The organism is Pseudomonas sp. CMR5c (assembly GCF_003850545.1).
Taxonomy (GTDB): Bacteria; Pseudomonadota; Gammaproteobacteria; order Pseudomonadales; family Pseudomonadaceae; genus Aquipseudomonas; species Aquipseudomonas piscis.
This window is the reverse complement of sequence record NZ_CP027705.1, coordinates 2673634-2697866: the sequence shown is the minus strand read 5'-3', so window position 1 is coordinate 2697866 and position 24233 is coordinate 2673634. Positions and strand designations below refer to the sequence as shown.

23 protein-coding genes are annotated in these 24233 nt (G+C 57.4%); 16 read left to right on the top strand and 7 right to left on the bottom strand.

All coding sequences use genetic code 11. The features are described from left to right. Positions 1-112: 112 nt before the first annotated feature. The 10 genes from C4K40_RS12700 (at position 113) to C4K40_RS12655 (ending at position 12089) form a co-directional block, all read left to right on the top strand. Positions 113-988 (top strand): MurR/RpiR family transcriptional regulator, encoded by an 876-nt coding sequence (locus C4K40_RS12700; protein ID WP_022643622.1) that lies wholly within the window; start codon positions 113-115, stop codon positions 986-988. Positions 989-1004: 16 nt separating this feature from the next. Then, the gene (locus C4K40_RS12695; RefSeq protein WP_022643621.1) at positions 1005-1757 is read left to right on the top strand and encodes a transporter substrate-binding domain-containing protein; all 753 of its coding nucleotides are present in this window, start codon (positions 1005-1007) and stop codon (positions 1755-1757) included. A gap of 73 nt (positions 1758-1830) precedes the next feature. Continuing rightward, positions 1831-2550: an ABC transporter permease gene (locus C4K40_RS12690; RefSeq protein ID WP_053137998.1), complete on the top strand. Its 720-nt coding sequence runs from the start codon at positions 1831-1833 to the stop codon at positions 2548-2550. Next, positions 2547-3257 (top strand): ABC transporter permease, encoded by a 711-nt coding sequence (locus tag C4K40_RS12685; RefSeq protein WP_053137995.1) that lies wholly within the window; start codon positions 2547-2549, stop codon positions 3255-3257. The genes C4K40_RS12690 and C4K40_RS12685 overlap by 4 nt, the downstream gene beginning before the upstream one ends. A gap of 45 nt (positions 3258-3302) precedes the next feature. Further along, entirely contained in the window at positions 3303-4544 is a 1242-nt protein-coding gene (locus C4K40_RS12680) for an FAD-binding oxidoreductase (RefSeq protein ID WP_053137990.1), read from the top strand. Positions 4545-4560: 16 nt separating this feature from the next. Beyond that, positions 4561-5361 (top strand): amino acid ABC transporter ATP-binding protein, encoded by an 801-nt coding sequence (locus C4K40_RS12675; protein WP_053137988.1) that lies wholly within the window; start codon positions 4561-4563, stop codon positions 5359-5361. A gap of 445 nt (positions 5362-5806) precedes the next feature. Then, a complete protein-coding gene (locus C4K40_RS12670) occupies positions 5807-7030 on the top strand; it encodes an ABC-three component system protein (protein WP_053137984.1) in 1224 nt (407 codons plus the stop codon). Then, positions 7027-7515, top strand: coding sequence for a three component ABC system middle component (locus tag C4K40_RS12665; RefSeq protein ID WP_053137981.1), 489 nt, complete (start codon positions 7027-7029; stop codon positions 7513-7515). The genes C4K40_RS12670 and C4K40_RS12665 overlap by 4 nt, the downstream gene beginning before the upstream one ends. Continuing rightward, positions 7512-9467: a DUF3732 domain-containing protein gene (locus C4K40_RS12660; RefSeq protein ID WP_053137979.1), complete on the top strand. Its 1956-nt coding sequence runs from the start codon at positions 7512-7514 to the stop codon at positions 9465-9467. Before C4K40_RS12665 ends, C4K40_RS12660 begins: the two co-directional genes overlap by 4 nt. A 282-nt stretch (positions 9468-9749) precedes the next feature. Continuing rightward, positions 9750-12089: a hypothetical protein gene (locus C4K40_RS12655; protein WP_124421301.1), complete on the top strand. Its 2340-nt coding sequence runs from the start codon at positions 9750-9752 to the stop codon at positions 12087-12089. Between the two features lie 183 nt (positions 12090-12272). Here C4K40_RS12655 and C4K40_RS12650 read toward each other — a convergent pair whose 3' ends face one another. The 3 genes from C4K40_RS12650 to C4K40_RS12640 form a co-directional block, all read right to left on the bottom strand. Then, positions 12273-13130, bottom strand: a complete 858-nt coding sequence (locus C4K40_RS12650) for an HNH endonuclease (protein ID WP_256224278.1) — start codon at positions 13128-13130, stop codon at positions 12273-12275. Beyond that, positions 13127-14659 (bottom strand): AAA family ATPase, encoded by a 1533-nt coding sequence (locus C4K40_RS12645; protein WP_053137973.1) that lies wholly within the window; start codon positions 14657-14659, stop codon positions 13127-13129. Before C4K40_RS12645 ends, C4K40_RS12650 begins: the two co-directional genes overlap by 4 nt. A 219-nt stretch (positions 14660-14878) precedes the next feature. Beyond that, complete coding sequence (locus tag C4K40_RS12640; protein ID WP_172681690.1) at positions 14879-15586, bottom strand: endonuclease NucS domain-containing protein; 708 nt, start codon at positions 15584-15586, stop codon at positions 14879-14881. 495 nt (positions 15587-16081) lie between these two features. Between C4K40_RS12640 and C4K40_RS12635 the strand changes: the two genes are divergently transcribed. Continuing rightward, complete coding sequence (locus C4K40_RS12635; RefSeq protein ID WP_053137967.1) at positions 16082-16363, top strand: hypothetical protein; 282 nt, start codon at positions 16082-16084, stop codon at positions 16361-16363. A gap of 529 nt (positions 16364-16892) precedes the next feature. Here the strand turns inward: C4K40_RS12635 and C4K40_RS12630 are convergent. Beyond that, positions 16893-18296, bottom strand: a complete 1404-nt coding sequence (locus C4K40_RS12630) for a PLP-dependent aminotransferase family protein (RefSeq protein ID WP_124421300.1) — start codon at positions 18294-18296, stop codon at positions 16893-16895. An 87-nt stretch (positions 18297-18383) separates the two neighbouring features. On the opposite strand from C4K40_RS12630, the gene C4K40_RS12625 reads away from it, so the two are divergent. From C4K40_RS12625 to C4K40_RS12615, 3 genes are read left to right on the top strand one after another with little or no spacing between them, the layout of a single operon-like run. Continuing rightward, the gene (locus C4K40_RS12625) at positions 18384-18830 is read left to right on the top strand and encodes a GNAT family N-acetyltransferase (protein ID WP_053136458.1); all 447 of its coding nucleotides are present in this window, start codon (positions 18384-18386) and stop codon (positions 18828-18830) included. Then, a complete protein-coding gene (locus C4K40_RS12620) occupies positions 18827-19447 on the top strand; it encodes an FMN-dependent NADH-azoreductase (protein ID WP_053136008.1) in 621 nt (206 codons plus the stop codon). The genes C4K40_RS12625 and C4K40_RS12620 overlap by 4 nt, the downstream gene beginning before the upstream one ends. Positions 19448-19474: 27 nt before the next feature. Further along, the gene (locus C4K40_RS12615) at positions 19475-19906 is read left to right on the top strand and encodes a carboxymuconolactone decarboxylase family protein (RefSeq protein WP_053136012.1); all 432 of its coding nucleotides are present in this window, start codon (positions 19475-19477) and stop codon (positions 19904-19906) included. Positions 19907-20486: 580 nt separating this feature from the next. On the opposite strand, the gene C4K40_RS12610 is transcribed toward C4K40_RS12615, so the two are convergent. Next, entirely contained in the window at positions 20487-21044 is a 558-nt protein-coding gene (locus C4K40_RS12610) for a hypothetical protein (RefSeq protein ID WP_053136015.1), read from the bottom strand. A 187-nt stretch (positions 21045-21231) separates the two neighbouring features. Beyond that, positions 21232-21888, bottom strand: a complete 657-nt coding sequence (locus C4K40_RS12605) for an O-methyltransferase (protein WP_022643901.1) — start codon at positions 21886-21888, stop codon at positions 21232-21234. Positions 21889-21990: 102 nt separating this feature from the next. On the opposite strand from C4K40_RS12605, the gene C4K40_RS12600 reads away from it, so the two are divergent. Continuing rightward, positions 21991-22656, top strand: coding sequence for a TetR family transcriptional regulator (locus tag C4K40_RS12600; RefSeq protein WP_053136018.1), 666 nt, complete (start codon positions 21991-21993; stop codon positions 22654-22656). Between the two features lie 202 nt (positions 22657-22858). Then, positions 22859-23287 carry a type II toxin-antitoxin system HicB family antitoxin gene (locus C4K40_RS12595; protein WP_053136021.1) on the top strand — a complete coding sequence of 143 codons (429 nt, stop codon included), beginning with the start codon at positions 22859-22861 and terminating at the stop codon, positions 23285-23287. 204 nt (positions 23288-23491) lie between these two features. On the opposite strand, the gene C4K40_RS12590 is transcribed toward C4K40_RS12595, so the two are convergent. Continuing rightward, positions 23492-24196, bottom strand: a complete 705-nt coding sequence (locus tag C4K40_RS12590) for a glutathione binding-like protein (RefSeq protein ID WP_022643897.1) — start codon at positions 24194-24196, stop codon at positions 23492-23494. Positions 24197-24233 lie beyond the last annotated feature (37 nt).

Below are 24233 nucleotides of genomic sequence, written 5' to 3'. Positions count from 1 at the left end.
TTATTGGAAGGCACCTGACTATCGCGTCACGCCAGTTAACTGTCAAACATTGACTTAATGACAGAAAACATCCATTTTTCATTGCCAACGGCCCACAACAACGAAAATAGCCATGAGCCAACCGATCAAGCAACGCCTTGAAAGTGCCCTGTCCGGTACTACCGCCTCAGGCCGGGCAATCGCCAGCTACATGCTGGCCAACCTCCATGAACTGCCGTTCCAGACCGCCGCCGATGTGGCCGGCAAGCTGGGGTTCAGCGAGTCCAGCGTCGGGCGCTTCTGCCGTGCCATCGGCTACAGCCATTTCAAGGATCTGAAGAACGACCTGAAGAACGACCTCGGCGAAGGGCCGTGGCTGGTGGGCGATCGCTTGCAGGAGTTTCGCCAGCAACCCAACCCCACCGGCCAGGGCCTGCCGCGCAGCTTCGAGCTGGAAGTCGGCGCGCTGATGAAGGTCTATGAATACAGCCTGACCCCGGCCTGGCAGCAGGTGGTGCAACGCCTGGCCAGCCGGTCGCGGGTGTTCGTCGCCGGCTTCCAGACCGAGCGCGGCATCGCCGCCTCCATGGTCCACCTGCTGCAATACCTGCGCGACGGCGTGCAACTGGTGGACGGTTCCGCCGGACACTTCGCCGAGGTGCTGCTGGCCCCGCCCGCCGACTGCGCGCTGGTGGTGTTCGAGGCCCGGCGCTACTCGCGCCACGCCCTGGCCCTGTGCCACAAGGCTCGCGCGGCCGGGATACCCGTGACACTGGTGACCGATACCTTCTGCGATTGGGCCGAACAGAACGCCGACGAGGTGTTTCGCGTGCCCACCGAGTTCAACCTGTTCTGGGAGTCCACCGCGGCGATGCTGTCGCTGGTGCACCTGCTGGTCAACCAGGTGTGCAAGCACCTGGGGCCCGAGGTGGAAAAGCGCCTGGAAGCCACTGCCGCCCTGCATAACGAGTTCGTTGGCTACACATCCTCCACCCGAGCAAAACAATAAATAATCGAGGTGCTCCATGAAAAACGTCGTTCGCTTCGCCAGTGCCTGCGTCATGGCCGTCGCCGCTACCGCGGCCCAGGCCGAGGTCTTGAAGATCGCCACCGAAGGCGCCTACCCGCCCTTCAACTACGTGGACTCCAGCAACCAGCTGCACGGCTTCGACGTGGACATCGCCAACGCCCTGTGCGAGCGGCTCAAGGTGCAGTGCCAGATCGTCGCCCAGGACTGGGAAGGCATCATCCCGGCGCTGATGGCCAAGAAATACGACGCCGTGGTGGCCTCGATGATCGCCACCGACGAGCGCAAGAAAAAGATCGCCTTCACCAACCACTACTACCGCACTCCGCTGTCGGTGGCGGTGCCCAGGGACTCGGACATCACCGACGCCCAGACCGACTTCAAGGGCCGTACCGTGGGCGCGCAATCGTCCTCGACCCAGGCCATCTACGCCGAGGACCACTACGGCCCGGCCGGTGCCGACGTGAAGTTCTACCCGACCCTGGACGAAGCCAACAGCGACCTGGCCGCCGGGCGCATCGACGGGGTGATCGCCGACAAGTTCCCGCTGCTGGCCTGGGCCGACACCGCCGGCAAGGATTGCTGCAAGATCATCGGTGACGTCAACGGCACCACCGCCGACGCCTCGATCGCCGTGCGCAAGGAAGACAACGCCCTGCGCGAGCGCCTGAACCAGGCCCTGGACGAGATCGTCGCCGACGGCACCTACAAGAAGATCTCCAGCCGCTACTTCGCCTTCGACATCTACTGATCCGCCGCCACGGTGCCGCGCCGCCCTGGCGCGGCGACCGGCTGCACGAAGCTTTGCGCAAGAGGGTCCGAGCATGTTCGAACAGCTGTCTCTTCTTTCCCTGGCCAGCGGCGGCTGGGGCTCGGCCTTGTTGGCCGGGGCCCTGGTGACCATCGCCCTGGCACTGGCCTGCGTGCCCATCGGCCTGCCCCTGGGCTTGCTGGTGGCCCTGGCCGCCCGCTCGAAAAACCGCTGGGCGCGGGCCTGGGCCACCAGCTTCTCCACGGTATTTCGCGGCCTGCCGGAGCTGTTGACCCTGCTGATCATCTACTACGGCTGCCAGATCGCCGCGCAGAAGATCCTCGGTGCCCTGGGCTACCCCGGGGAGGTGGCGATCAACACCTTCGTCGCCGCGATGATCGCCTTCAGCCTGGTGTTCGCCGCCTTCTCTAGCGAGATCTGGCTGGCGGCGTTCAAGACCCTGCCCAAGGGCCAGTACGAAGCCGCCAGCGCCCTGGGCCTGTCGCGGCGCACCACCTTCAACCAGGTGCTGCTGCCGCAACTGACCCGCATCGCCCTGCCGGGCCTTTCCAACAACTGGCTGTCACTGCTCAAGGACACTTCGCTGGTATCGACCATCTCCCTGGTGGACCTGATGCGCCAGACCAACCTGGCGGTCAGCGTGACCAAGGAACCGATGCTGTTCTACACCGTGGCCTGCCTGGGCTACCTGTTGTTCTCGGCGTTGTCCGGGCAGTTGTTCGGCTTTCTCGAGCGGCGCTTCAGCCGCCATCAACGGAGCCTGCAACCATGAACCTGGATCAATGGCTGAACCTGGTGCTCAACCAGGAACTGCTGGAGCGCTACGGCCCGCGCTTTATCGACGGCCTGCTGGTGACCGCCAAGCTGGTGGCGATCTCCTTCAGCCTCGGCGCCCTGCTGGGCCTGCTGATCGCCCTTGGGCGGCTGTCCGGCAACCCGCTGCTGCGGCGCTTTACCGGGGCCTATGTGTACTTCTTTCGCGGCTCGCCGCTGCTGGCCCAGTTGTTCATGCTGTATTACGGCCTGGGCTCGTTCAAAGGCTTCTGGCAGGACGTGGGGCTGTGGTGGTTCTTTCGCGAGGCGTGGCTGTGCACCCTGCTGGCCTTCACCCTGAACACCGCCGCCTACCAGGCGGAGATCCTGCGCGGCAGCCTGCTGGCGGTGGCCCAGGGGCAGCGTGAAGCCTGCCAGGCCCTGGGCCTGTCGCGCTGGACGGCGTTTCGCAAGGTGATTTTTCCGCAGTCGCTGCTGGTGGCCGTCGGGCCTTTGGGCAACGAGCTGATCCTGATGATCAAGGCCAGCGCCATCGCCTCCCTGGTGACCCTCTACGACCTGATGGGCGTGACCAAGCTGGCCTTCTCCCGCAGCTTCGACTTCCAGATCTACCTGTGGGCCGCGGTGCTGTACCTGGTGATCGTCGAAGTGGTGCGGCGCAGCCTCAAATACCTGGAAGGCCGTCTCGGCCGGCACCTGAACTGAACCCTTGGGAGCCCGCGCACGGCCCCCCGCAGTAAGGATAGAACCATGCATTGCCAAACCCTCGTTCTGGGCGCCGGGATCGTCGGCGTCAGCACCGCCCTGCACTTGCAGGCCCGTGGCCGCGAAGTCGTGCTGCTGGACCGCCAGCCGCCGGGCAACGGCACCAGCCACGGCAATGCCGGGCTGATCGAACGCGCCAGCGTGATCCCCTACGCCTTCCCCCGGGAAGTGACCAAGCTGCTGCGCTACGGCCTCAACCAGCAATCGGACGTGCGCTACAGCCTGCGCCACCTGCCCAAGGCCGGCCCCTGGCTGCTGCAATACTGGCGCCACTCCTCGCCCCAGGGCCTGGCCGCCGCCACCCGCGCCATGCTGCCGCTGATCGAACAATGCGTCAGCGACCACCTGGCCCTGGCAGAGCCGGCGGGCATGCTCGGGCTGATCCACGACGGCGGCTGGCTCGAAGCCTTCAATGACCAGCAAGCCTTCGACAGCGCCCAGGCCGCCGCCGCGGACCTGGCCCAGTACCAGCTCAACTACCGGGTGCTGGACCGCGAGCAGATCCACGCCCTGGAACCCGGCCTGCACGGCGACGTGGTGGGCGGCCTGCACTGGCTCGACCCGCGCACGGTCAGCGACCCCGGCGGCCTGACCCGTGGCTACGCCGAACTGTTCAAGCAGCGCGGCGGCCGCTTCGTCATCGGCGATGCCCTGAGCCTGACCCAGGTCGAAGGCGGCTGGCAGGTCCAGGGCGAACACGGCCCGATCACCGCCCAGGAAGTGGTGATCGCCCTCGGTCCGCAGGCCGCAGGCCTCTTCGAACCCCTGGGTTACCGCATCCCGCTGGCGATCAAGCGCGGCTACCACATGCATTACGCCGCCCTGCCCGGCACCCGCCTGCGGCACCCGATCCTCGACCCGGTGGGCGGCTACGTGCTAGCGCCGATGGTGGGTGGCATCCGCCTGACCACCGGCATCGAGTTCGCCGACCCGGACGCGCCGATCAACGAAATCCAACTGCGCCGCTGCGAAGTCCTGGCCCGGCAGTTCTACCCCCTGGGCGAACGCCTCGACGCCGAGCCCTGGCTGGGCCGACGCCCGTGCCTGCCGGACATGTGCCCGGTGATCGGCCCGGCGCCGCGCCACCCGGGGCTGTGGTTCAACTTCGGCCACGCCCACCACGGCCTGACCCTGGGCCCGGTCAGCGGTCGCCTGCTGGCGCAACTGATGACCGGCCAGACACCCTTCACCGACCCTGCCCCCTATCGCGCCGAGCGCTTCAACTGACCGTCGGAGACCTGCCATGCTGACCCAGACCGCCCCGCTGTCCGCCGTGCCCGAACCCGCCGCCCGCACCACCATCGACCGCCGCGAGGTGGTGATCGATATCGCCGGGCTGAACAAGTTCTACGGCGCCTTCCACGTGCTGCACGACATCGACCTCAAGGTCCGTCAGGGCGAACGCATCGTCCTCTGCGGGCCTTCCGGCTCCGGCAAATCGACCTTGATCCGCTGCATCAACCGCCTGGAAATCGCCGAGAAGGGCCAGATCCTGGTGGACCGCACCGACCTTGCGCAGAACACCCGTGAAGCGGCCAAGGTGCGCAGCCAGGTGGGCATGGTGTTCCAGCACTTCAACCTGTTCCCGCACATGAGCGTGCTGGACAACTGCACCCTGGCCCCCACCACCGTGCGCGGCCTATCGCGCAAAAAGGCCGAAGAACTGGCCCGCAGCTTCCTGGCCAAGGTCGGCATCGAAAGCCAGGCCGGCAAATACCCCAGCCAACTGTCCGGCGGGCAGCAACAGCGCGTGGCCATCGCCCGGGCGCTGTGCATGGAACCGAAGATCATGCTGTTCGACGAACCCACCTCGGCGCTGGACCCGGAGATGGTCAGTGAAGTGCTGGATGTGATGGTGAAACTGGCCGACAGCGGCATGACCATGCTGTGCGTGACCCATGAGATGGGGTTTGCAAGGCAGGTGGCGGAGCGGGTGTTGTTTCTGGATGGTGGGCGGATTGTGGAAGATGCACCGCCGGAGGCGTTTTTTGCGGCGCCCAAGAGTGAGCGGGCGAAGGCGTTTCTTGCGCAGATTGTGCATTGAGTGGATGGGCACCGGGTGTTGTGCGGCGACTGTTTAGCTTAAGTAGAGGTATATATTTCTGCACTTAGCGAAAGACTGCTATCGGCCATAAGCGGACATTCACAAGCGGCCACTATCGGCCAAATGCAGACGGACAGGATTGTGAGTTAATGGGCAAATAACTGCTTCAGCGACTCGCGACGGGCGCAGTATGAAAACTATCGGCCAACTTGTATCGCGCGCCTTTCTCCGCCCAGGTAGTAATCTTCTTTGTGCGGTGGATGTGGCAAGTGCTGTTCTCCCACGACCTTCACCAGCTAGACCACGCCGCGCATTACCTTGAGTGATTTGTCAGGGCATTTTGCTACTATTCGGCAACTGACAGGCGCTGAGAATATGATCTGCTGCCGTGGTCCACGACAACGTCTGATACGTTCCCGACAATTTGCACAAAAAGGAGTTTGGAATGACTGGGACATCTACCGATAAATTTTCAGCAGGTGAGCAGGGGCTGGGATATATCTATCAAGCGCGTCTTGCTCTTCTACAGCTGCTCCAATTGCCGGAAGACACCGCTATCTTCCTAGAAAAGGATGATGATCTTGATTTCGTCGACGGCCAAGGAGGGAAGTCTTTGGCCTCACTTAAGCACAAGGCGATCGGTGACAGGCTAACCGATTTGTCGACCGACTTCTGGAAGTCCGTCAACATCTGGTTGGTCAGGTACAAACGTGATGGCCGTGCTGCATCAAACCTGCGGTTCTTCCTCTTCACCACCGGCGAGGTATCGACCGACTCGTTCCTATCCCATCTTCTTCACATCCAGCCCACCTCCTCGGGCGATGACGAAACTCTGACCGAACTTGCCAAAAAGGCACTTTCGGCATCGAAATCGAAACTCATTGCGCCGATTGCTGCGGCGTTCGAGGAATTGAATGATGCTGAAAAGCAGGATTTTCTCGAGCGCATCTTGATCTTCGATAGCAGTCCCCGCATCGGCGACGTTCCCGTGCTCATAAAGGACAAGCACATGCGAAGCATCCGGCGTGAGTACCGCGAGTTCATCTTCGAGCGGCTGGAAGGTTGGTGGACCGATATTGTGATCAAACAGCTCACTGGTGGTAGGCCCGAAGGAATTTTTGGCTACGAAGTATCTGACAAGCTTTCGAACTTCGCCGAGGAGTACAAAGCAGATAACCTGCCCATCACCTTCCGCGGAAAACTCCCCTCCGACGACATCGACATTGGTACTGATCCGCGCCTATTCGTGGCGCAGCTGCGTGAGATTGGCATTTCCGCTAACCGAATCAGGAATGCGATTTTGGATTATTACCGGGCGTTCGAGCAGCGGTCGGCGTGGGCACGCGAAAGCTTGCTTGTGTTGGGTGAAGTTGAGGAATACGAAGATCGCTTGGCGGACGAGTGGGACCGCTATAAAGATGTCATTTTCGAGAGTTTGGAAGATAACAGTGCTGAAGACGCGCTTTGTCAAGCCGGAGCTCAGCTTTACAACTGGGCGGAATTTGAAACCGCGAAGATCGACTCCCTGCGTATTCGTGCGCAGGTAACAGAACCCTACGTCCTTCGTGGAAGTTTCCATATTCTCGCCGATAGCACTCCCCGGCCCAGAGTCTACTGGCATCCCAGATTCCTTGACCGTCTCGGTAACGTATTGGAGGCGGCATCGTGAAACGATGGGATCAGCGCCCTTTCGAGGTTCGAAACCTATTCAATCCTGCATTCTGTGGTTTGGTCATGTTTCGCGCCCTGTCCGGCTACGAAGAAGAAGACAGCCGTGGCATGCCCTTCTCGCTCTCGCTTCTTGTACTACCCCTAAGCCTACACAAGGACTCACGAGAGGTGATCGCTAGCAGCCCACGCAGCTATCTACTGAAGACCGCAGAGAAGAACCAACAAATCATGGTGGGTTTCTCCAACCGGGCCACGCAGATGCTTCCCTATACCTTCGAGGGGCTCGGTCTGCTGATGGAAAGGGGCTGCATCACCATCGTGGATGACGGACGCATTCAGACAGTATCCAAGAAGGTGCGCAAGAGCGTCGATGGAACTGCCGAAACCGTTGGCTGCCAGAAAGTGGCGCGCATTGTAGGAAAGGAATTCGCACGTATCGCCGACCGGGCGACCGTTTACACGACTTTCGGGATTCGCCCATGAAGATCAGTTCCATCCACATTTACAGCCATGACGGCCAACGTCGTGACCTCACTTTCAAGGTGGACGGACTAAACGTCATCACCGGTCGCTCCTCCACTGGCAAATCTGCCCTTTCAGAGATCATCGAATACTGCATGGGGCGATCTTCGTTCAACGTCCCCGAGGGCATCATTCGCGACAAGGTGGCCTGGTTCGCAGTTATCTACCATTTCGAAAAGGAGCAGGTGCTGGTTGCCAAGCCAACCCCTTCTGGCAGCGGCGCCAGTTGCAGTACGGTAATGCTACGCAGAGGCGCCCAATTACAAGCCCCCGAGTTTAAGGACTTGGCAGTCAACGCAGACGACGAAAGCATTATCGAATTGTTGTCGCGTCTGCTCGGCATTCCCGAGAACCGTACTGACGTGGCACTGGAGCATAGTCGCAACAGCTACGAGGCGAACGTTAAGCACACGTTCTATTACCTGTTCCAGAAGCAAGGGTTGGTCGCCAACAAAGACCAGCTTTTTTACCGACAGAACGAGCAGTTTCAACCGCAAGCGATCCGTGACACGTTACCGATCTTGCTCGGAGTATCTTCCAACGACCGCTACGAACTGGAATCCAAGTTGCGCTTGGCGCAACGGGATCTGAGAATTAACCAGAAGAAACTGGACTTGGCACGCGACGCCGTTGACACGTCGTATGTGCAGGCGATCGGCCTCTACTCGGAAGCTAAGACGGTTGGGGTCCTCGGCACTACCGACGAGAATCTGAATGCAGAGGGGATCATAGAAGTATTGAAGTCTGCGTTGTCATGGCGGCCCGAAACGCCACCAGACGACGACGGCAATCGTATTTCTGTTTTAGAAGAAGAACTCGTTCATTTACGCCGTAATCGACGGGACGCCCAAGGAAGGATTGATGCAGCGCGACAGTTCGCCAAACGCTCGGGTGGCTACGAAAACGAGGCCGCCGAACAGGTAGACCGCTTGGCGTCGATCAAAGCCCTACCGAAGAATCCAGGCAGCGGTGAATGGCAGTGGCCGTTCAGCGAACAAAATCTGGCACTAGAGTCCCCGGTTGCCGTTGTTTTGCTCAACGAACTAGCGTCGCTCGATAAGGAGTTGCGTGTTGCGACCGGTCAACGTCCTAAGCTCGATGCTTACTTGACCGAACTGGCCGGCACCGTGGATGAGATCAAGGATGAGATCAAGCAGAAGGAAGCGGAGCTATCTGCGGCGATATCGGCTAGCGAATATCTCGACAAAGTAGGCTCACGTAACAATGCAGCTGCACGCGTAGTCGGACGTATTAGCCTGTTTGTGGAAACGCTACTCCCAAATGAGGATTTTGCTAATCTGGAAGCCGAGAGTCGCCGCCTAAGCAACAAGGTCAAGCAGCTTGAGGAGCAGATTGGGGCAGATAACAGCAACGAGCGCCTGACGTCGATTCTCAACAATATCTCCGCGAAGATGTCGCGATACATCCAAAAGTTCAACGCTGAATTCGCTCCTTATCCCGCGCGGCTGAATCTACCTCAACTAACAATCATCTTTGATCGGCCAGAACGCCCAGTTCCGATGGGCAGGACCGGCGGTGGAGAAAACCACCTGGCGTACCATCTGTCGGCTCTACTCGCACTGCACCAATTCGCGGCGCAGAACAATAGGCCAATCCCGCGTTTCCTACTGATCGACCAACCAACCCAGGTTTACTTCCCCTCTGAGCAGGTTTACCAGGATGCCGACGGTTCGGTGCAGAAGACGGAAGCCGACGCCGACATCGCTGCGGTGCGCCGATTATTCGAGCTGTTGGTGAAGTTCACCCAAGAAGAGGTTCCGGGTTTCCAACTAATTGTTACTGAGCATGCGAACCTGCGCGAACAGTGGTTTCAGGACGCGCTGGTTGAAGATCCGTGGACCAAACCTCCCGCGTTAGTTCCCGAAGATTGGCCGTCAGAATCGGTGAGTTGATCTGCCAACTGAGTCAACCATATATTTGTAAAAATATTTAAGACTAGAAAAGTAGAAAAGGGGCTGATCTATTTTTTAGTAATAGATTAGCCCGATTTATTTCGCTAGAAATGGCTCTAGCGAAACAACATTTTTTCAATCCGGTCCGTAAAGTGCTATCCGCATCATATTAAAATCTTACCAGAAAGAGGAAGTGCTAAAGGCATAGCAGGTGACTTACAATTAGAAGAGCATACAATCTTGTAGGCTTTGAATTTTAGCTAATAACAAGGATAGACTCGCATGCCCAAACAACCCGAAAATTTAGATTTGCTACGTCGAATTTTTTTTGAAGAACATGCCCGCTACCCTAGATATAGAATTCAATATTATATTCCCCACTTTAAAGAAGACTGCGACTCGGCATCAACGTTTATGGCTTATTGGCCTGGAGTACTTTTTTCTGTTGATTTGTTAGAGTTGTCGCTGATGTTGCCATTCGATATCAGAGAGCTAAAATCCAAGCGTGCGCCGATTGTCATTTCAAGAGTTGCAGGGATCACTTCACCAACAATCATACCGATAACAATTGAGTCGCTAAAAGACAACGTAAAAACCTTCAGCGCGGCTACATTTAAGTGCATTCTGTCAAATGACAGAACTTATAATTCAATAAATGAATTCTTGGCTGAAAATGGAGGCGAATGGCTACATATATCAACGTCATCCAGCGCTGATGAAGAAACTAGGGATTTGAGTAGAGATCGGTTTAACCAATATATTGTTAAGTGGACTGCTCAATTACTAGAAAGTGGAAATGTCAATTCTATTTTTTCCAGTTCAGTTGATGAGTTACTCAGTCCAAAGCGCCCTCCATGGAGTAGATTGCAGTTCCCAGGATACGCTCATGGGATTACTCGGCCTAATGAAATGATTGCTGCATCTCTGGGGTCGGAGATAACTCTAGATAAGGTACTTGGAGTCCATCGCATCAATGATTATATTCCGGCAGCCACTAAGTCGTGCAAAGCTATTATGAGCTTGCGAAGGAAGCTGTCAGCAGAAGCACCAATTGAAAATGAAATATGCCTAACAACCGAGCCAATATTATGGCACCTCTATAAGGTAAATGTAGATAGAGAGCTGTTCAGTGAATTGGCTGCAAATAAAAATGTAATTAACGCACTGCGCAGGCTTGTTAAGTCAATAAGAAAGCCAGGCGGTTACGCTAAATTGAATTTAGCAGACAGCGAAAGGGATCTGGATGAACTGCTTAATAATAAAATCGTGTCAAGCTTTCTTCGCGGTTATCAGATGGAGTTGCGAGCGTTTGGAGTTAGTTTAGCTATATTGAATGCTCCAGAGGTTACTCCCGTACTCAGGATAGAGTCGCGGATCAACGGAATAAAAGGGGATCTTATAAACTTAGCGGCGTGCGCAAGGGGGAACAACCCCCATCTGAAATTTAAAACGTGCAAGCTTGCCTTGAATATACAGAACAAAATGAAATCTCTAATGGCACCGGAATATAGCACGCTAATTCATAACACACTGCCTGAGTTCTCTGGCGTTAGTCTATTAAGTGACATTCCCCTCGAGTGGCTGCCTATTCGAGGTCTTCCGCTCTCGCTACGGTGTGATGTAAGTCGAATTTCCGCCACTCCAGGTAATCTTAGTATGCAGCAGTGTTTGCGAAGTCAGTACGTAAACATCGCAGCAGCAGACTTTGAAGAAATACTCATAGTAAGATCATTCGATAAAGACGACAAAATACGAACCGTGCTGGAAGATATACTCTGCAAGTTATCAGAAGCACATGAGAACTATCCGAAATACAAAATTGTTGATGTCAATGATGTAGACCAGTTCCTTGCCGCCATCAATAATTTCAATGGTGCACTAATGGTTTTTGATGGGCATGGAACCCTAAATAAAACCGCCGGAGTGGGCTCTATAGTTATAGGTGCAGAAGCCATAGATATTTGGGCGCTGCGAGGTTCGGTACGAATGCCTCCGATAGTTTTGCTAAGTGCCTGTGATACTCTCCCTCTCGATGGCGGGCATGGATCATCCGCTAACGGAATGTTAGCTCTGGGAGCTATCACAGTTTTAGGAACTGTTTTGCCCGTTGACTCAGCGCGCTCAGCGATATTTATCGGACGCCTACTGCATCGAATAAAAGAATTCTTACCACTAGTAGTTAAGCGCTCCAGCTACATGCCTTGGCGCTCTTTCATGAGCGGGATGCTACGTATGACGTATTGTACTGAGCTTATTATCTCACTTATTGAAGATGCCAAAATAATTTCGTTCGCAGATTATTCTAGAATACAAATGAAAGCGAATCTCGCAATTAATTCTTTTGATCCTAACTGGTACGATGAATTTATATCCGAAGTCGGTATTTGTTCCGGTCTTGAAAGGCATGTCGTTCTAGATAAATGTCAGTTTTGGGGGGCATTGGTAGATACTTTAAAATACATTCAGCTAGGCCGGCCGGAAAAAATAAAACTCAGATCGATGAGCATTGATGATGTTATTGGTGTCTTGATGCAAGAAAAATCTATTCCGCTTGAAGCAATTCCTACAATGGAGGCCTATCCGAGTTTATTTTGCCACTCGGAGCAGTTCGGCTCTCATTAGGTGAGGGGCCGCTAACCCGAGTTGGCCCTCCTGGCGTTTTAATCCGAATGGGGGGCGTCTTGAATGGCCGCTTCGGTCGTATGTGGTCGCTTGCGAATGTCCGCTTATGGCCGATTGCTGCCCGATACCTCAGGCCAAGAACAGACATTTAGAGGGACGACTAAACCGCAGAAACGTCAAAGGCTACAGGGGAGCGTTATAAAAATCCCTATCTTGCGCCAATGCTTGGTACATGATTTTCTTCCAATGATTAGAAAAATATGATGCTGAGCTAGATACTGATGCCAAGTATCTTGAAAACTCCTCGGGCGAAATGTTAGATAAATATCCACGACGCAAATCGACAAGGGCACTTAGTTCATCTGCAGCCTGTACGCTGTAGCGGGCTCCAATATTGAAGTCCCTAAAATGATTCAACGCCCTGTTTCTTTCAACATCACTCCATTCAATGGGGGGAGCGGAAAAATATACTAAGCTGCATGGGCGTGTAAGATTTACTCTTGCAAACACCCACTGTTCTAAAAAAAACTTATCATCATCAAAATACGGATGAATAGCTTGATCATCTTCTGCAACTGCTAGGGCATTGCTTTTCTCGGTATTACAGTCCCTACAGCAAGGCACCAAGTTTTGTGGAAGCACGGCATACTGTGGGTAATTAGCTTTAGGCAGATAGTGATCCAGGCTCTTAGGTCTGCCTATTCCACCACAGAAAGGGCACTGCTCCTTAGCCGCCACTAAAATCACATCGTACAATCCTCTGCCAGGGTGCCTGTCGACCATGTGATACCCATACAACTTGAGGAGTTCACTTTTCCTTATGTCCGCATTGATGATCGGATCTTCGCCTCTTGGATGTATCAACGGGGGAATAGAATAAACGTTACCAACTCTCGCTTGATTTATATACATTTCCGAAACTTCCTCAATAAAGCCTGAAACGCGATTCAAACGCTCCTTCAAATTCAAGTCAAGAACAGATGCCAAGCATAGATTATATGACTGCATCGAGGTGCATTCGGGTAAGTTGAGACGTCTCATTTACCGCCCTCTAAATCGCGATTAGCAATCAGCGCCCTAACTATTGCCTGAGCTTCAAAACCCAACTGGCCACCGTACTCATGTAGCACCTGCTCAAAAGTTCCGCCGGTGTCGACTGAAAGCTTAAGCATTTTATGGAATCCAGACTTTCTAACCTCCAAACCAAAGACTTCACGCGTCAATACACCAACATTCTCTCCGAAAGTTTGAGTTTCCGGCCTTTCAGTTCCTATCACTAGTCTAGATCTATTAATTTTCCACGAACACGAAGTTGGGATCTCCTGCAAAACAACAGGAGAGTGCGTAGCAATAATAGCCACACCATTTCTGTCGAACAGAAGCTCACTCAAGGCTCTTAGAAAAGCTGATAACAAAGGAGGATGAAGGTGGCTCTCAGGCTCATCTATTACGACTAGAGTTTTTTCTTCTACAGTTGCTACGAGCTTCGTAATTGTCAAAAGTACTATTGCGTGCCCAGAGCTCATCCTGACGATCAGCTCCAATGCCTTAGCACTAAACTCTTGCCCTGCCAAATCCATCAGGCGAGGCAATTCCATGTCAGCGAAATTTTCGTCAGACTCTAGATTCGCAATTGCACTTAACCACCGTGATTTCTTTCCTGGTTGACTCATGCAAAGAGCCAAACATTTTAAGTACTCCTGATAAATTTCTTCTAATGTTTTCAGCTCGAAATTCTTAGAGGCAACTTTCTTCAAGCCTACATAATAGTAGCATGTCCCCTTGGCTGGATCAGATTGTTCAGGAGGAGGCGTGAACGGATCAAAAGCACTGAATGATACAGAGACTAAGCTGCTAAAATAATCAGCACCTATTATAGTTTTCCCAAAAAGCCCATCCTTAAAAAAACCCTCATCACTTCCCAGCCCTCCCGTTACCGCTTGAATCATTCCATTTAATATTGTTGTTTTTCCAACTCCGTTGCGACCAATAAGAGCATGGATGTTGGTGCTTGGCTTGGACTCTGACTTCACATCAAAGGTAAGTTCTATACCTGCTTGCCTCTCAGTCGCTAGCCTCAAGTACGAAAAGGAGAAGTTAGTTCTAATGACCCCACCTTCTAAAACCCTTTTGAATTGCTCCTTGATCGCAGCAAGACTAACCCCCCTTAGTAAGGATGTACTAAATACATCCTCCCCCATCGCTACCTCAAGATACTTTTCACTCCACACAATGTCGCGCAAAGATTCTAGAAACTGATTCCTTGTTTCTTCTTTTTCAACTTTTACTAGCTTTTCGTAGTATTCCAACTCTGTACCAAGAGAGAAAAAATCTTCTGGCAAAAAATTAAATGGAGAAGTTAATTTTGAATAAGTTGATATCGGTGTGGTTTGACCTTTGAACCCAATCTTAACATTACCCAAATCATGTCTACTGCCATCTTTATCGCACAGAGTCACATAAAACATTGTGACATAAGAGTAATCATTCCAGTTGTCGTACCTCAAAAAAGCTGCATTCGAAGCAGATGAAGGGATACTGTCATTTCGACCTAGTATAAAAAAATCCATTTTTCTACCTTATTTTTCTAGCAGAGATAAGTAATTCTGGATTATCTAGAATCAGATCTCAACCTATGAGCTGAATTACCCCTTTCGTAGTCCAATCTGACTAACTCCTTTTGGCCGAAAGCTGCAATTTGGGGACGACAGCTCTCGGCAAAAAGCAGGCATTCGAACCAGTGGCGGTTTGAGAGGTGAGGATGACTACTAAACTAGGAGAGACTCACTTCATCTGAAGTTGGCAGGTTTGATATCGCTGAGGGTGAAGCTGATGTGATATTCAAAAAGCCATACGTTTGGCACCGCGACAACGGCATGTCTAAGGTTGACGCTAATATCCTTCGCGACAATGACCCCTTTGATCTTCGTTCCTTCCGCTTTATTCGTAATCAGCCAGCCCATGTAGCGGCTGATCTGTCCAATAGCTTTGTCTGCTACGCGCCCACGTTTCAGCTCAAAGACTACATACGCACCGTCACTATCTTTAGCCAAAATGTCTATAGGCCCAACCCCTGTTGGGTACTCAATACCGTCCCGGCCTTGGTCATCTACATATAGACTCAGTGCCTTACCATCAACCTTGATCGACTCGATGTTATGGGCAATGAAGTCTCGTAGCTGGTACTCAAGCTCAAAAACTGTTTCACGCTCGCTGTCTGGCGTATCAAGGTCGTTTAAATCAGGATCTTTTTCGCCAAGTGTTTCTAAGGCTGACTGGGTGGTGCCGGGTTTGAAGAAACGCACCTGTGAGTCAGTTTCCTCGACTACCCATCCCAGCCGGTCAAATCCCCGCCGCAAAGCCTGTGAATTTGCTTCGTTGGGATTTAAGGTTGGTGCTTCGGTCGGATTGGCTCTGCACCAGTTCTTCATAGGGTGAAACTCAACGGTTCCTTCTGCGTTCACTTCTACGACGAGATACTGCTTTGGCGAGCGCATGGGCTTCCCTGCTGATTGTGTGTATCGATACTCGAGTAATCTAGCATGGAGAGTTATTTTCTGGAGCCTTTGAAGCGTACTTAGTTTCTTAGACACCCGACGATCGCTTCTGGCCGTAAGCTGTCTCTCTACAAAGCAAGGGGCAATTCGCAACCCTCATTAAATATCTGCGATAACTACTGCTGCTGCCACGACACACCCACTCAAACATCCCGACCACTCCACAGTTGCACCGCTCAAGCTCCCCCCCTATAGTTCGCCCTCGCGGCAAAATCCGCGAACGACCTTGGCCGGTCGAATCACAACGACGCATCAGCGTCCAAAACACCATTGCAGACGCTTTTTTTGTGCCTGCGATTCTGTGTTATGGCGGCTGTGTGCGGGACACCTTCGGGTGTGCCGGTGTCGTTGTTACCGGTCGGCCAACCCTCACACAGCTGCCACCTTCAATTTGCTTGGCCGCAGATGGTGGAAGCTCTACAACGAGTAACGACCATGGACGATCAATCGGTTTCCCGCTTCTCCCCCGTCGATACCCACGACGCCAACCAAGCTGTTTTCTACCTCGACACCCAAGCCTCCCTGAGCGATCTGGCCAGCAGCGCGGCCCATCGTTTCACCGTGGTGCGGGACCTGATGGACACGCTGTCCACCCTTAACCTGAAAGACATTGCCGACTGCGACCTGACGCGGGTCACCCGAGGGGTGCATCTGCTCACCCAGGAGGGTTGCGCGGTGCTGGAGGTGATTCAGTGGCGCACGGTGCTGGAGAGCTGAGCGCCACCCCATTCAACAAGCGCGTAAAACGCGCTTGGCCTTGCTTCGGCCTTTGATCTCGCGTTGATCTCGCGTTGATCTCGCGTTGATCTGGCTTTGGATTTGGCTTTTGATCTTGATCCACCTGCCCCTTCAGGAGGCCGAACGCAGGCGTTGCGTAGGGGGCAGCTCGGCATGGATGCCGAGCTAGCCGCCGTCAGGCCATGGATAGCCTGTGGCGGCGGGCCCCCGGAGCAATGCCGGAGTGAGGGAACGCCGAGCCTTGGCGAGGCGCCGGATGCGGGGGCAAAGAGCCTTTGGTTACTTTGGGCTCCATCCAAAGTGACCCGCTGTAAGAGCGGAACCGATAGTGGCCGCACCCGCAGCAACGGATATGTACGCAGAACCGTATGCAGCCAGGTGAAAAGCATCGGCAGGTTTGGCGAGGACTGCGTCCTCGTGCGCAGCCTCGCTACGCTCGACAGCGGCTACAGGTTTCGACGGTCAGGGCCATCAGTAAATTGGCTGGACTGATCTAGTCCTTGAGCCTTCATCCAATAACCCGCCCCAACCGCCCCGCCACGCCCACCGCCTGCTCCGCACTGCCCACATTGGTAAACCCCATCACCAAACCCTGCCTAACCCCCTCCCCCAGGTACCACTGCGACAGCGGCTCCACAGCAATGCCCTGCGCCCAGGCCCGCTGGGCAATCTGCACGTCGTCCCCCTCCGCCAAGCCGGCCACCACATGCATGCCCCCGGCCTGTGGGTCTATCTGCAACCGCCCCGCCAACTGCTGGTGCAACGCCTCAACCAGCCATTGCCGCCGACGCGCATACAGGCCACGCATCTTCTTCAGGTGCCGGGCAAAGTGCCCCTCGTTGAGAAAGGCCGCCACCGTCGCCTGCAGCAGCTGCGGGCAGTGATTGTGCAAGCGATCCGCCTGCCGGGCGAACGCCTGGGCCTGTTCGGCGGGCACCACCAGGTAGGCCAGGCGCAACCCTGGAAACAACACTTTGCTGAAGGTGCCGGTGTAGAGCACGCGGCCCTGCTGGTCGAGGCTCTTGAGGGCCGGCAAGGGCTTGCCCTGGTAGCGGTACTCGCTGTCGTAGTCGTCCTCGATGATCCAGCTGCCCTGGCGGTTGGCCCAGTCCAGCAGGGCCAGGCGCCGCGGCAAGGACAGCGACACCCCCAGCGGGCTCTGGTGGGTCGGGGTGACCACGGCAAAATCGGCCTCTGGCGCGCGGGCGATGCCTTGGGCGACGTCCAGGCCCTGATCGTCCACGGGCACCGGCACCAGCTGGGCGCCGGCCGCCAGCAGCGCGCTCCTGGCCATGAAGTAGCCGGGCTCCTCCAGCCAGCAGGTGGCCCCTTTGCGCATCAGCGTGTGGCTGATCAGGTCGAGGCAGGCGCGGTAGCCGGCGCAGACGAAAATCTGCTCCGGCTGGCAGCTGATGCCCCGGGAAATCCCCAGGTAGGACGCAATGGCCGCCCGCAACGGCGCATAGCCTCGCGAGTCCGGGTAGATGAAGCCTTCGGTGCCCGCCTGGCGCAATTGTCGGCCTGCGAGGCGGGTCCAGAGCTTGCGCGGAAAGGCATCCAGCGCCGGCAGGCCCATTTGCAGCGCCAACGGCGACGTGCCGGCGTGGGTGGCCTGGTAGGCCGTGGCCGCCACCGGGGTGTGCGGCATGGGCGCGGCAACCGGCGCCAGCTGCGGCGTCACAATGGTCCCGGCTGCCCCGCGCGCCGTCAGGTAGCCCTCGCCCATCAGCAGTTGGTAGGCCGCCTCCACGGTGCCACGCGCCAGGTTCAGTTCCGCCGCCAGGGCGCGCACTGCCGGCACCCGGTCTCCCGGACGCAGGCGGCCATCGGCGATGGACTCGCGAAACCGTTGATAAAGCTGGCGATAGATCGGCGCCGTCTGGCTGCGATCCAGTTCGAATGCGAGCATCATGGCCTAGTCATTTATGCACTTTTTGGCTCTACAGCTTAAGCCATCGGTCTTCTAAGGTGGGTCATCTCTTTTCAGCGGATGACGAACATGCCCTACACCCTTCAACACCTCGACAGCGAAGAGGCCTTTGCCGCCAGTTTCGACTTGATGCGCGTCCTGCGCCCACACCTCACCACCCCCGCAGCCTATAGCGCGCAACTGGCTCGGCAGGCCGCGCAGGGCTACCGCTTGCTCGCCGCGTGGGACGCTGAGCGCATCGTCGGCCTGGCGGGTTACCGCGAAATGGAAAACCTGCTCTACGGGCACTTCATCTACGTCGATGACCTGGTGGTGTGCCCACAGCTTCAGCGCAGCGGCGTGGGCGCCCGGCTGTTGAGCGCCGTGCGGGATGAGGCCGTGCAACGTCAATGCGAGCACTTTGTGCTGGATACCGGCCTGCACATGCCCCTGGCCCAGCGCTTCTATTTTCGCCAGGGGTTGCTGGCCCGTGGCATGCACTTCACCCAGCGCCTGCGCGGTGAGGAGCCGGCATGAACAACCTGCTGCTGATCAACGCCAGCCCCCACGGCCAGGGTTCCCACGGGCACCAGCTGGCCCTGGAACTGGCGAGCGCCCTGCGCCAACGGCATCCGCACCTCGAACTGCTCGAACGCGACCTGGTGGCGCAACCGCTGCCACCGCTCGGCCTGGACTACGCCCACGCCCTGACCACCGCCACGCCCTTCGACGCGCCGCTGTTCGAGGTGTCCGAAGGGTTGATTCGTGAGTTGGAGCGCAGCGATGCCCTGATCATTGCCACGCCGATGCACAACTTCACCCTGCCGGCCGCGCTCAAGCTCTGGGTCGATTATGTCCTGCGCATTCACCGCACCTTCAGCGCCCTCCCGGAGGGCAAGGTCGGCCTGCTCAAGGACCGCCCGGTGCATGTGCTAGTGAGCTCCGGCGGCGCTCACCAAGGCGAACGGGCACGCCAACCGGACTTCCTGACGCCCTACCTGCGCCACGTGCTCAACACCCTCGGCCTGTTCGACCTGCAGTTCACCTACCTCCAAGGCTTGGTGTTCGGGGAAGACGCCGTGCGGCAGACCATCGAAGAAGCCCGCACTGCACTGTTCTCCAACCCCCTGTTCAACCCCCTTGTGGGTGCTTGATCACTTTTTCCCTACCGGAGTTTCAGCATGAGCCAACTCAGACTGCCCTTTGCCACCCTGTCGCCTGCCGCCTATCAAGGCCTGCTCGCCACCAACACCGCGCTCGCCGCCAGCCCACTCGGCTTGCCCTTGCTGGAACTGGTGTACTTGCGCGTATCGCAGATCAACGGCTGCTCGTTCTGCCTGGGCAAGCATTCGCAGACCCTGCGCGAGAGTGGAGTGACACAAGACAAACTGGACTGCCTCGCCGGCTGGCGCGTCAGCGAACTGTTCAACGACCGCGAACGCGCTGCCCTGGCCTGGGCCGAAACCCTCACCTACGTCCACGACAAAGGCGCGCCGGACGAACTGTACGAACCACTGAAAGCACACCTGAGCAACGTCGAGATTTCCGACCTGACGCTGGCCGTGTCTCTGATGAATGCCTTCAACCGGCTGGCGGTGGGCATGAAGCTCTAAGGGCGAGGTCGCCCGTGGGCCAGATCACGAGGGTTGGGCTGAACAACACGGCAGACGCCCTGGCGACTCCAGCCGAGCCGAGCACAACCTTCGACCGTGACGACAACAGCGTCACCTGGCTTTGGCTTTGGCTTTGGCTTTGGCTTTGGCTTTTGATCTTGATCCACCCGCCCCTTTAAACACGATGGCCGAACGCAGGTATTGAGCCGTGGGCAACCCGGCAGGACGCCGGGTTAGCCGCCCCCGGCCATGGATGGCCGGTGGCGGCGGCCCACGGATCAATGCCGGAGTAAGGGCATGCCGAGCCTGGGCGAGGCACCGAGTGAGGGGGCAAAGAGCCTTTGGTTACTTTGGGCTCTTTCCAAAGTGACCCGCTGTAAGAGCGGAACCGCCAGTGGCCACACCCGCAGCAACGGATATGTACGCAAAATCGCGTAAGCAGGTTTAGCGAGGACTACGCCCCCGTGCGCAGCCTCGCTACGCTCGACAGCGGCTACAGGTTATCGACGTGTCCCGCATAAGAACGGAACCGCAGTGGCCGCAACCGCCGCCAGCTCAACGACCAAGCACAGCCCTCCCGTCACGACCCCAGAACAACCCCACTGGCCCCACCATCGGCCAATGCAAAAAGAAGATCCTCCACTGCCGGCGCCGGAGCAGACCCCAGGTCGATCTTCAACTGGAAGCCTTCGGCCGTCGGCTCAGGGTCGGAGATAAAGTGCACCACCCCTTGCAGAGCATCTTCGGTCGGCGGGTTTTCATCTTCCACATCGAACCATTCGAGAAACCAGGGGCCCATGACCTGCACAAGCGCCTCCTGGCCCAGGCCACGGACCTCCAGCGCCAGCCAGTCCCAGCCAAAGGGCGAGATGCGCACCGCCATCTGCTCGATCGCAAAACCCACGGGCTCGAAGGCCAGTTCGGACTCGGCATCGACCTGGACAGGTTCCCCGGCCGCAGCGCCCTCCTGCGCGATCATGTCGACCCGGCACGGCATGGCCATGACCCCTTCGGTGGCCAGTGAGCCGTCGCTGTTGCGGTAGGCGGGCTCGACGTAGGCGGCCCCTTGTGCAATCTGGCGGGCCAGCGTTTCAACATAGGGCTTGCGAATGGCGACAAGCAGTTCGGAGACGGTCATGAATCGGGGCTTCCCTGGCGGACTCGTCGCTGGGCAACCTGCGACGAGAAGATGATGGATGATGCAAAAAGCGGCGCAATTGTGCAGTGGGCGAGCGCCTGGCGTCCATGAAGACCGGTGATTGTTGGCGCTGGCCGCATACCTGGCAGGGGCCACCGCCCACCGGTGGCCCCTGGAACGCGGTGCATCAACCCAGGCGCATGCTCAGCTCGATATCATCGGCGAACGGCACCGACAGGTAGCCGTTTTGCGGCGCCCGGACGTGCGCCAGGTACTCGGGGCAGTAGTCGGTGTTGTCCGCGACCACCAGCGCGCCAGGTTTCAGGTGCGGTTCCACCAGCCCCAGGACCTCGCCATACAGCGCCTTGGCGCCATCGAGCAGGAGCAGGTCGATGCTCTCCGGAAGGTCGCCGGCCAAGGTCACCAACGCGTCGCCCTGGCGAATCTGCACCAGGTCGCCGACGCCGGCCTCGAGCATGTGCTCGCGGGCCATGGCGACCTTCGAGGCTTCGAACTCGCTGCCGATCAGCACGCCTCCGCCGTTGTCGCGCAAGGCGGCCGCCAGGTGCAGGGTGGACAGGCCGAACGAGGTGCCGAATTCGACGATGCTCCTGGCCTTGGCATTGCGTGCCAGCAGGTACAAGAGCTTGCCGGTATCCCGCGAGACCGGCAGCCACAGGTCCTTGAGCAGTCCGTAGAACTCGAGGTAGTCGGTCTTGCTGTGCATCAGCCGTTCGCGTTCTTCCCGGGGCAGGTTGTCGAGGGCCGGGCTGGTGGCGGCATCGGCCAGGGTGTAGAGGCGTTCGATCAAGCCCGCCAGGGGCTCGCAGGTGAGGGTCGTCATGCTGGTCTTCCATCGGATGGGTCTAAGATGTTGGGTCACGACCATGATGGGAGCGATTCGGCCCATCCGCTATTCGCATTCCCAGGCACATCCGAGCTGTCCATGAGCAAGCGCCAGAGCCCCCGTATTTCCTCACGCAAACAGCCACAGCAGTCGCGCTCCACCGAGCTGGTAGCAGCGATTCTGCAGGCCGCCATTCAGGTTTTGACCCAACAGGGCGCCAAGCGCTTCACCACCGCGCGGGTCGCGGAAAAGGCCGGGGTGAGCATCGGTTCGCTGTACCAGTACTTTCCCAACAAGGCGGCGATCCTGTTCCGCCTGCAAAGCGATGAGTGGCTGCAAACCCGACAGATGTTGAGCCGGATCCTCGACGACCAGGCACAAGCGCCCCTGGCGCGCCTGCGCAGCCTGGTGCATGCCTTCATCCGCTCGGAGTGCGAGGAGGCGCCGCTGCGCAGTGCCTTGAACGAGGCCGCGCCGCTGTATCGCGATGCCCCCGAGGCTGGCGCAGCCCGTGCGGCGGGACGGCAGATCTTCACCGGTTTCATGCACCAGCTGCTGCCCGATGCCAGCGAAGCGACCCGCGCCGCGGCCTGCGAGCTGATCCTTTCCACGCTCAGTTCGGTGGGCAAGGATTTCTCCAGCAAGCCCCACACGAAGAACGCCATGACCGAGCGCGCCGACGGCCTGGCGGACATGTTCAGCGCCTACGTCGTGGCGCTCGCACAACCCGGGCCGGCGACCGCGAGCAAGCCTCTGGACAGCTAAGGTTTTCAGGCTGCTGCTTACCTGCCACTGCCGCTGAAGCCTCGACCTAGAGCCCTGGACACAATCGTTCAAACATTGCCCCGACAGGGTTCGTTGTGCCGGCCTCGGCATCATTTTTATAGTGCGATCTGGCGGGGTCAGCCTGCCCTTGCAATTGCTTCTTTAAGGAATGAAGTCCGGCCCTACAGAAGGATGAGCAGCCATGTACGCATACCCTGTGATCATGAACCTGGAAAACGGCCACCCACGGATCAGCTGTGTCGACGTACCCGGCATGGCCTGCGTCGGCGATACGCCGGAGCAAGCCATGGCCGATGCGGTGATCGCCCTGGAGATGGCGCTGTCGTTGTATGTCATGCAGCGGATGGCGATTCCGCTGCCCTCGCCCTGCCCTGCGGGGCAACAGCTGGTGCGCTTGCCGGCGCTGAGCGTGGCCAAGGTGGCGCTATGGAATGCCATGCTCAGGCAGCGGGTGAGCAAGGCGGAACTGGCCAGGCGCCTGGGGGTGAACCGGCCCCAGGTGGACCGGCTGGTGAACCTGCTGCACCGCTCGAAGATCGAGAAGGTGGAACAGGCACTAAGGGTGTTGGGATGGCGGATCGAGGTCACGGTAGTGCGGCCTGCGGTGTAGCCACTGTCGAACATGCGAGGCTGCGCACGGCCCGGCACGGGCCGCCAGGCCTGCCTGCGTGCAATAACTGACATACCGCGCCAGCCGATTTTGCGGCCGCTACGCGCCCCTACGCAGCCGCGCCGCGCTTGGCAACGGCTACAGTACTGCCGTCAATCCCGGGGGGCATTGTCCGGTGCAACCGCCAAATCCCGTTCGGCCGGGTCAGGCCACCTTGGGTATCTCCAGCCCGCGAATCACCGCCGGGCGCGCCACGAATTTCGCCAGCACTCGTTTGACCTCAGGGAAGTTGTCGATACCCACCAGCTCGCCGGCCTCGTAGAAGCCGATCAGGTTGCGGATCCACGGAAAGGTGGCGATATCGGCGATGGTGTAACGCTCGCCCATGATCCAGTCACGTCCTTGCAGGTGCTTGTCGAGCACCCCCAGCAGGCGCTTGGCTTCGTTCACGTAACGCTCCAGGGGGCGCTTGTCCTCGTACTCCTTGCCGGCGAACTTGTTGAAGAAGCCCACCTGGCCGAACATCGGCCCGATGCCGCCCATCTGGAACATCAGCCACTGGATGGTTTCATAGCGGGCCGCCGACTCCTGGGCCAGCAATTGCCCACTCTTGTCGGCCAGGTAGATCAGGATCGCCCCGGACTCGAACAGCGCCAGCGGTTGCTCGCCCGGGCCATGGGGATCGAGGATCGCCGGGATCTTGTTGTTGGGGCTGACACTGAGGAACTCGGGCGTCATCTGGTCCTGGGTATCGAAGCTGACCCGATGGGCCTCGTAAGGCAGGCCGATCTCTTCGAGCATGATCGAGACCTTGACCCCATTGGGAGTCGGCAGGGAGTACAACTGGATCCAGTCGGGAAATTGCGCAGGCCATTTCTGGGTGACGGCAAAAGCGGAAAGATCGGTCATGACAGGCTTCCAGTCTCAATCAAAAGGGGAACAGCGC

Excerpts from the sequence above, each read along its gene's own strand:
- C4K40_RS12700 (WP_022643622.1), top strand. The coding sequence starts at position 113 with ATGAGCCAACCGATCAAGCAACGCCTTGAAAGTGCCCTGTCCGGTACT.
- C4K40_RS12695 (WP_022643621.1), top strand. The coding sequence starts at position 1,005 with ATGAAAAACGTCGTTCGCTTCGCCAGTGCCTGCGTCATGGCCGTCGCC.
- C4K40_RS12690 (WP_053137998.1), top strand. The coding sequence starts at position 1,831 with ATGTTCGAACAGCTGTCTCTTCTTTCCCTGGCCAGCGGCGGCTGGGGC.
- C4K40_RS12685 (WP_053137995.1), top strand. The coding sequence starts at position 2,547 with ATGAACCTGGATCAATGGCTGAACCTGGTGCTCAACCAGGAACTGCTG.
- C4K40_RS12680 (WP_053137990.1), top strand. The coding sequence starts at position 3,303 with ATGCATTGCCAAACCCTCGTTCTGGGCGCCGGGATCGTCGGCGTCAGC.
- C4K40_RS12675 (WP_053137988.1), top strand. The coding sequence starts at position 4,561 with ATGCTGACCCAGACCGCCCCGCTGTCCGCCGTGCCCGAACCCGCCGCC.
- C4K40_RS12670 (WP_053137984.1), top strand. The coding sequence starts at position 5,807 with ATGACTGGGACATCTACCGATAAATTTTCAGCAGGTGAGCAGGGGCTG.
- C4K40_RS12660 (WP_053137979.1), top strand. The coding sequence starts at position 7,512 with ATGAAGATCAGTTCCATCCACATTTACAGCCATGACGGCCAACGTCGT.
- C4K40_RS12655 (WP_124421301.1), top strand. The coding sequence starts at position 9,750 with ATGCCCAAACAACCCGAAAATTTAGATTTGCTACGTCGAATTTTTTTT.
- C4K40_RS12650 (WP_256224278.1), bottom strand. The coding sequence starts at position 13,130 with ATGAGACGTCTCAACTTACCCGAATGCACCTCGATGCAGTCATATAAT.
- C4K40_RS12645 (WP_053137973.1), bottom strand. The coding sequence starts at position 14,659 with ATGGATTTTTTTATACTAGGTCGAAATGACAGTATCCCTTCATCTGCT.
- C4K40_RS12640 (WP_172681690.1), bottom strand. The coding sequence starts at position 15,586 with ATGCGCTCGCCAAAGCAGTATCTCGTCGTAGAAGTGAACGCAGAAGGA.
- C4K40_RS12635 (WP_053137967.1), top strand. The coding sequence starts at position 16,082 with ATGGACGATCAATCGGTTTCCCGCTTCTCCCCCGTCGATACCCACGAC.
- C4K40_RS12630 (WP_124421300.1), bottom strand. The coding sequence starts at position 18,296 with ATGATGCTCGCATTCGAACTGGATCGCAGCCAGACGGCGCCGATCTAT.
- C4K40_RS12625 (WP_053136458.1), top strand. The coding sequence starts at position 18,384 with ATGCCCTACACCCTTCAACACCTCGACAGCGAAGAGGCCTTTGCCGCC.
- C4K40_RS12620 (WP_053136008.1), top strand. The coding sequence starts at position 18,827 with ATGAACAACCTGCTGCTGATCAACGCCAGCCCCCACGGCCAGGGTTCC.
- C4K40_RS12615 (WP_053136012.1), top strand. The coding sequence starts at position 19,475 with ATGAGCCAACTCAGACTGCCCTTTGCCACCCTGTCGCCTGCCGCCTAT.
- C4K40_RS12610 (WP_053136015.1), bottom strand. The coding sequence starts at position 21,044 with ATGACCGTCTCCGAACTGCTTGTCGCCATTCGCAAGCCCTATGTTGAA.
- C4K40_RS12605 (WP_022643901.1), bottom strand. The coding sequence starts at position 21,888 with ATGACGACCCTCACCTGCGAGCCCCTGGCGGGCTTGATCGAACGCCTC.
- C4K40_RS12600 (WP_053136018.1), top strand. The coding sequence starts at position 21,991 with ATGAGCAAGCGCCAGAGCCCCCGTATTTCCTCACGCAAACAGCCACAG.
- C4K40_RS12595 (WP_053136021.1), top strand. The coding sequence starts at position 22,859 with ATGTACGCATACCCTGTGATCATGAACCTGGAAAACGGCCACCCACGG.
- C4K40_RS12590 (WP_022643897.1), bottom strand. The coding sequence starts at position 24,196 with ATGACCGATCTTTCCGCTTTTGCCGTCACCCAGAAATGGCCTGCGCAA.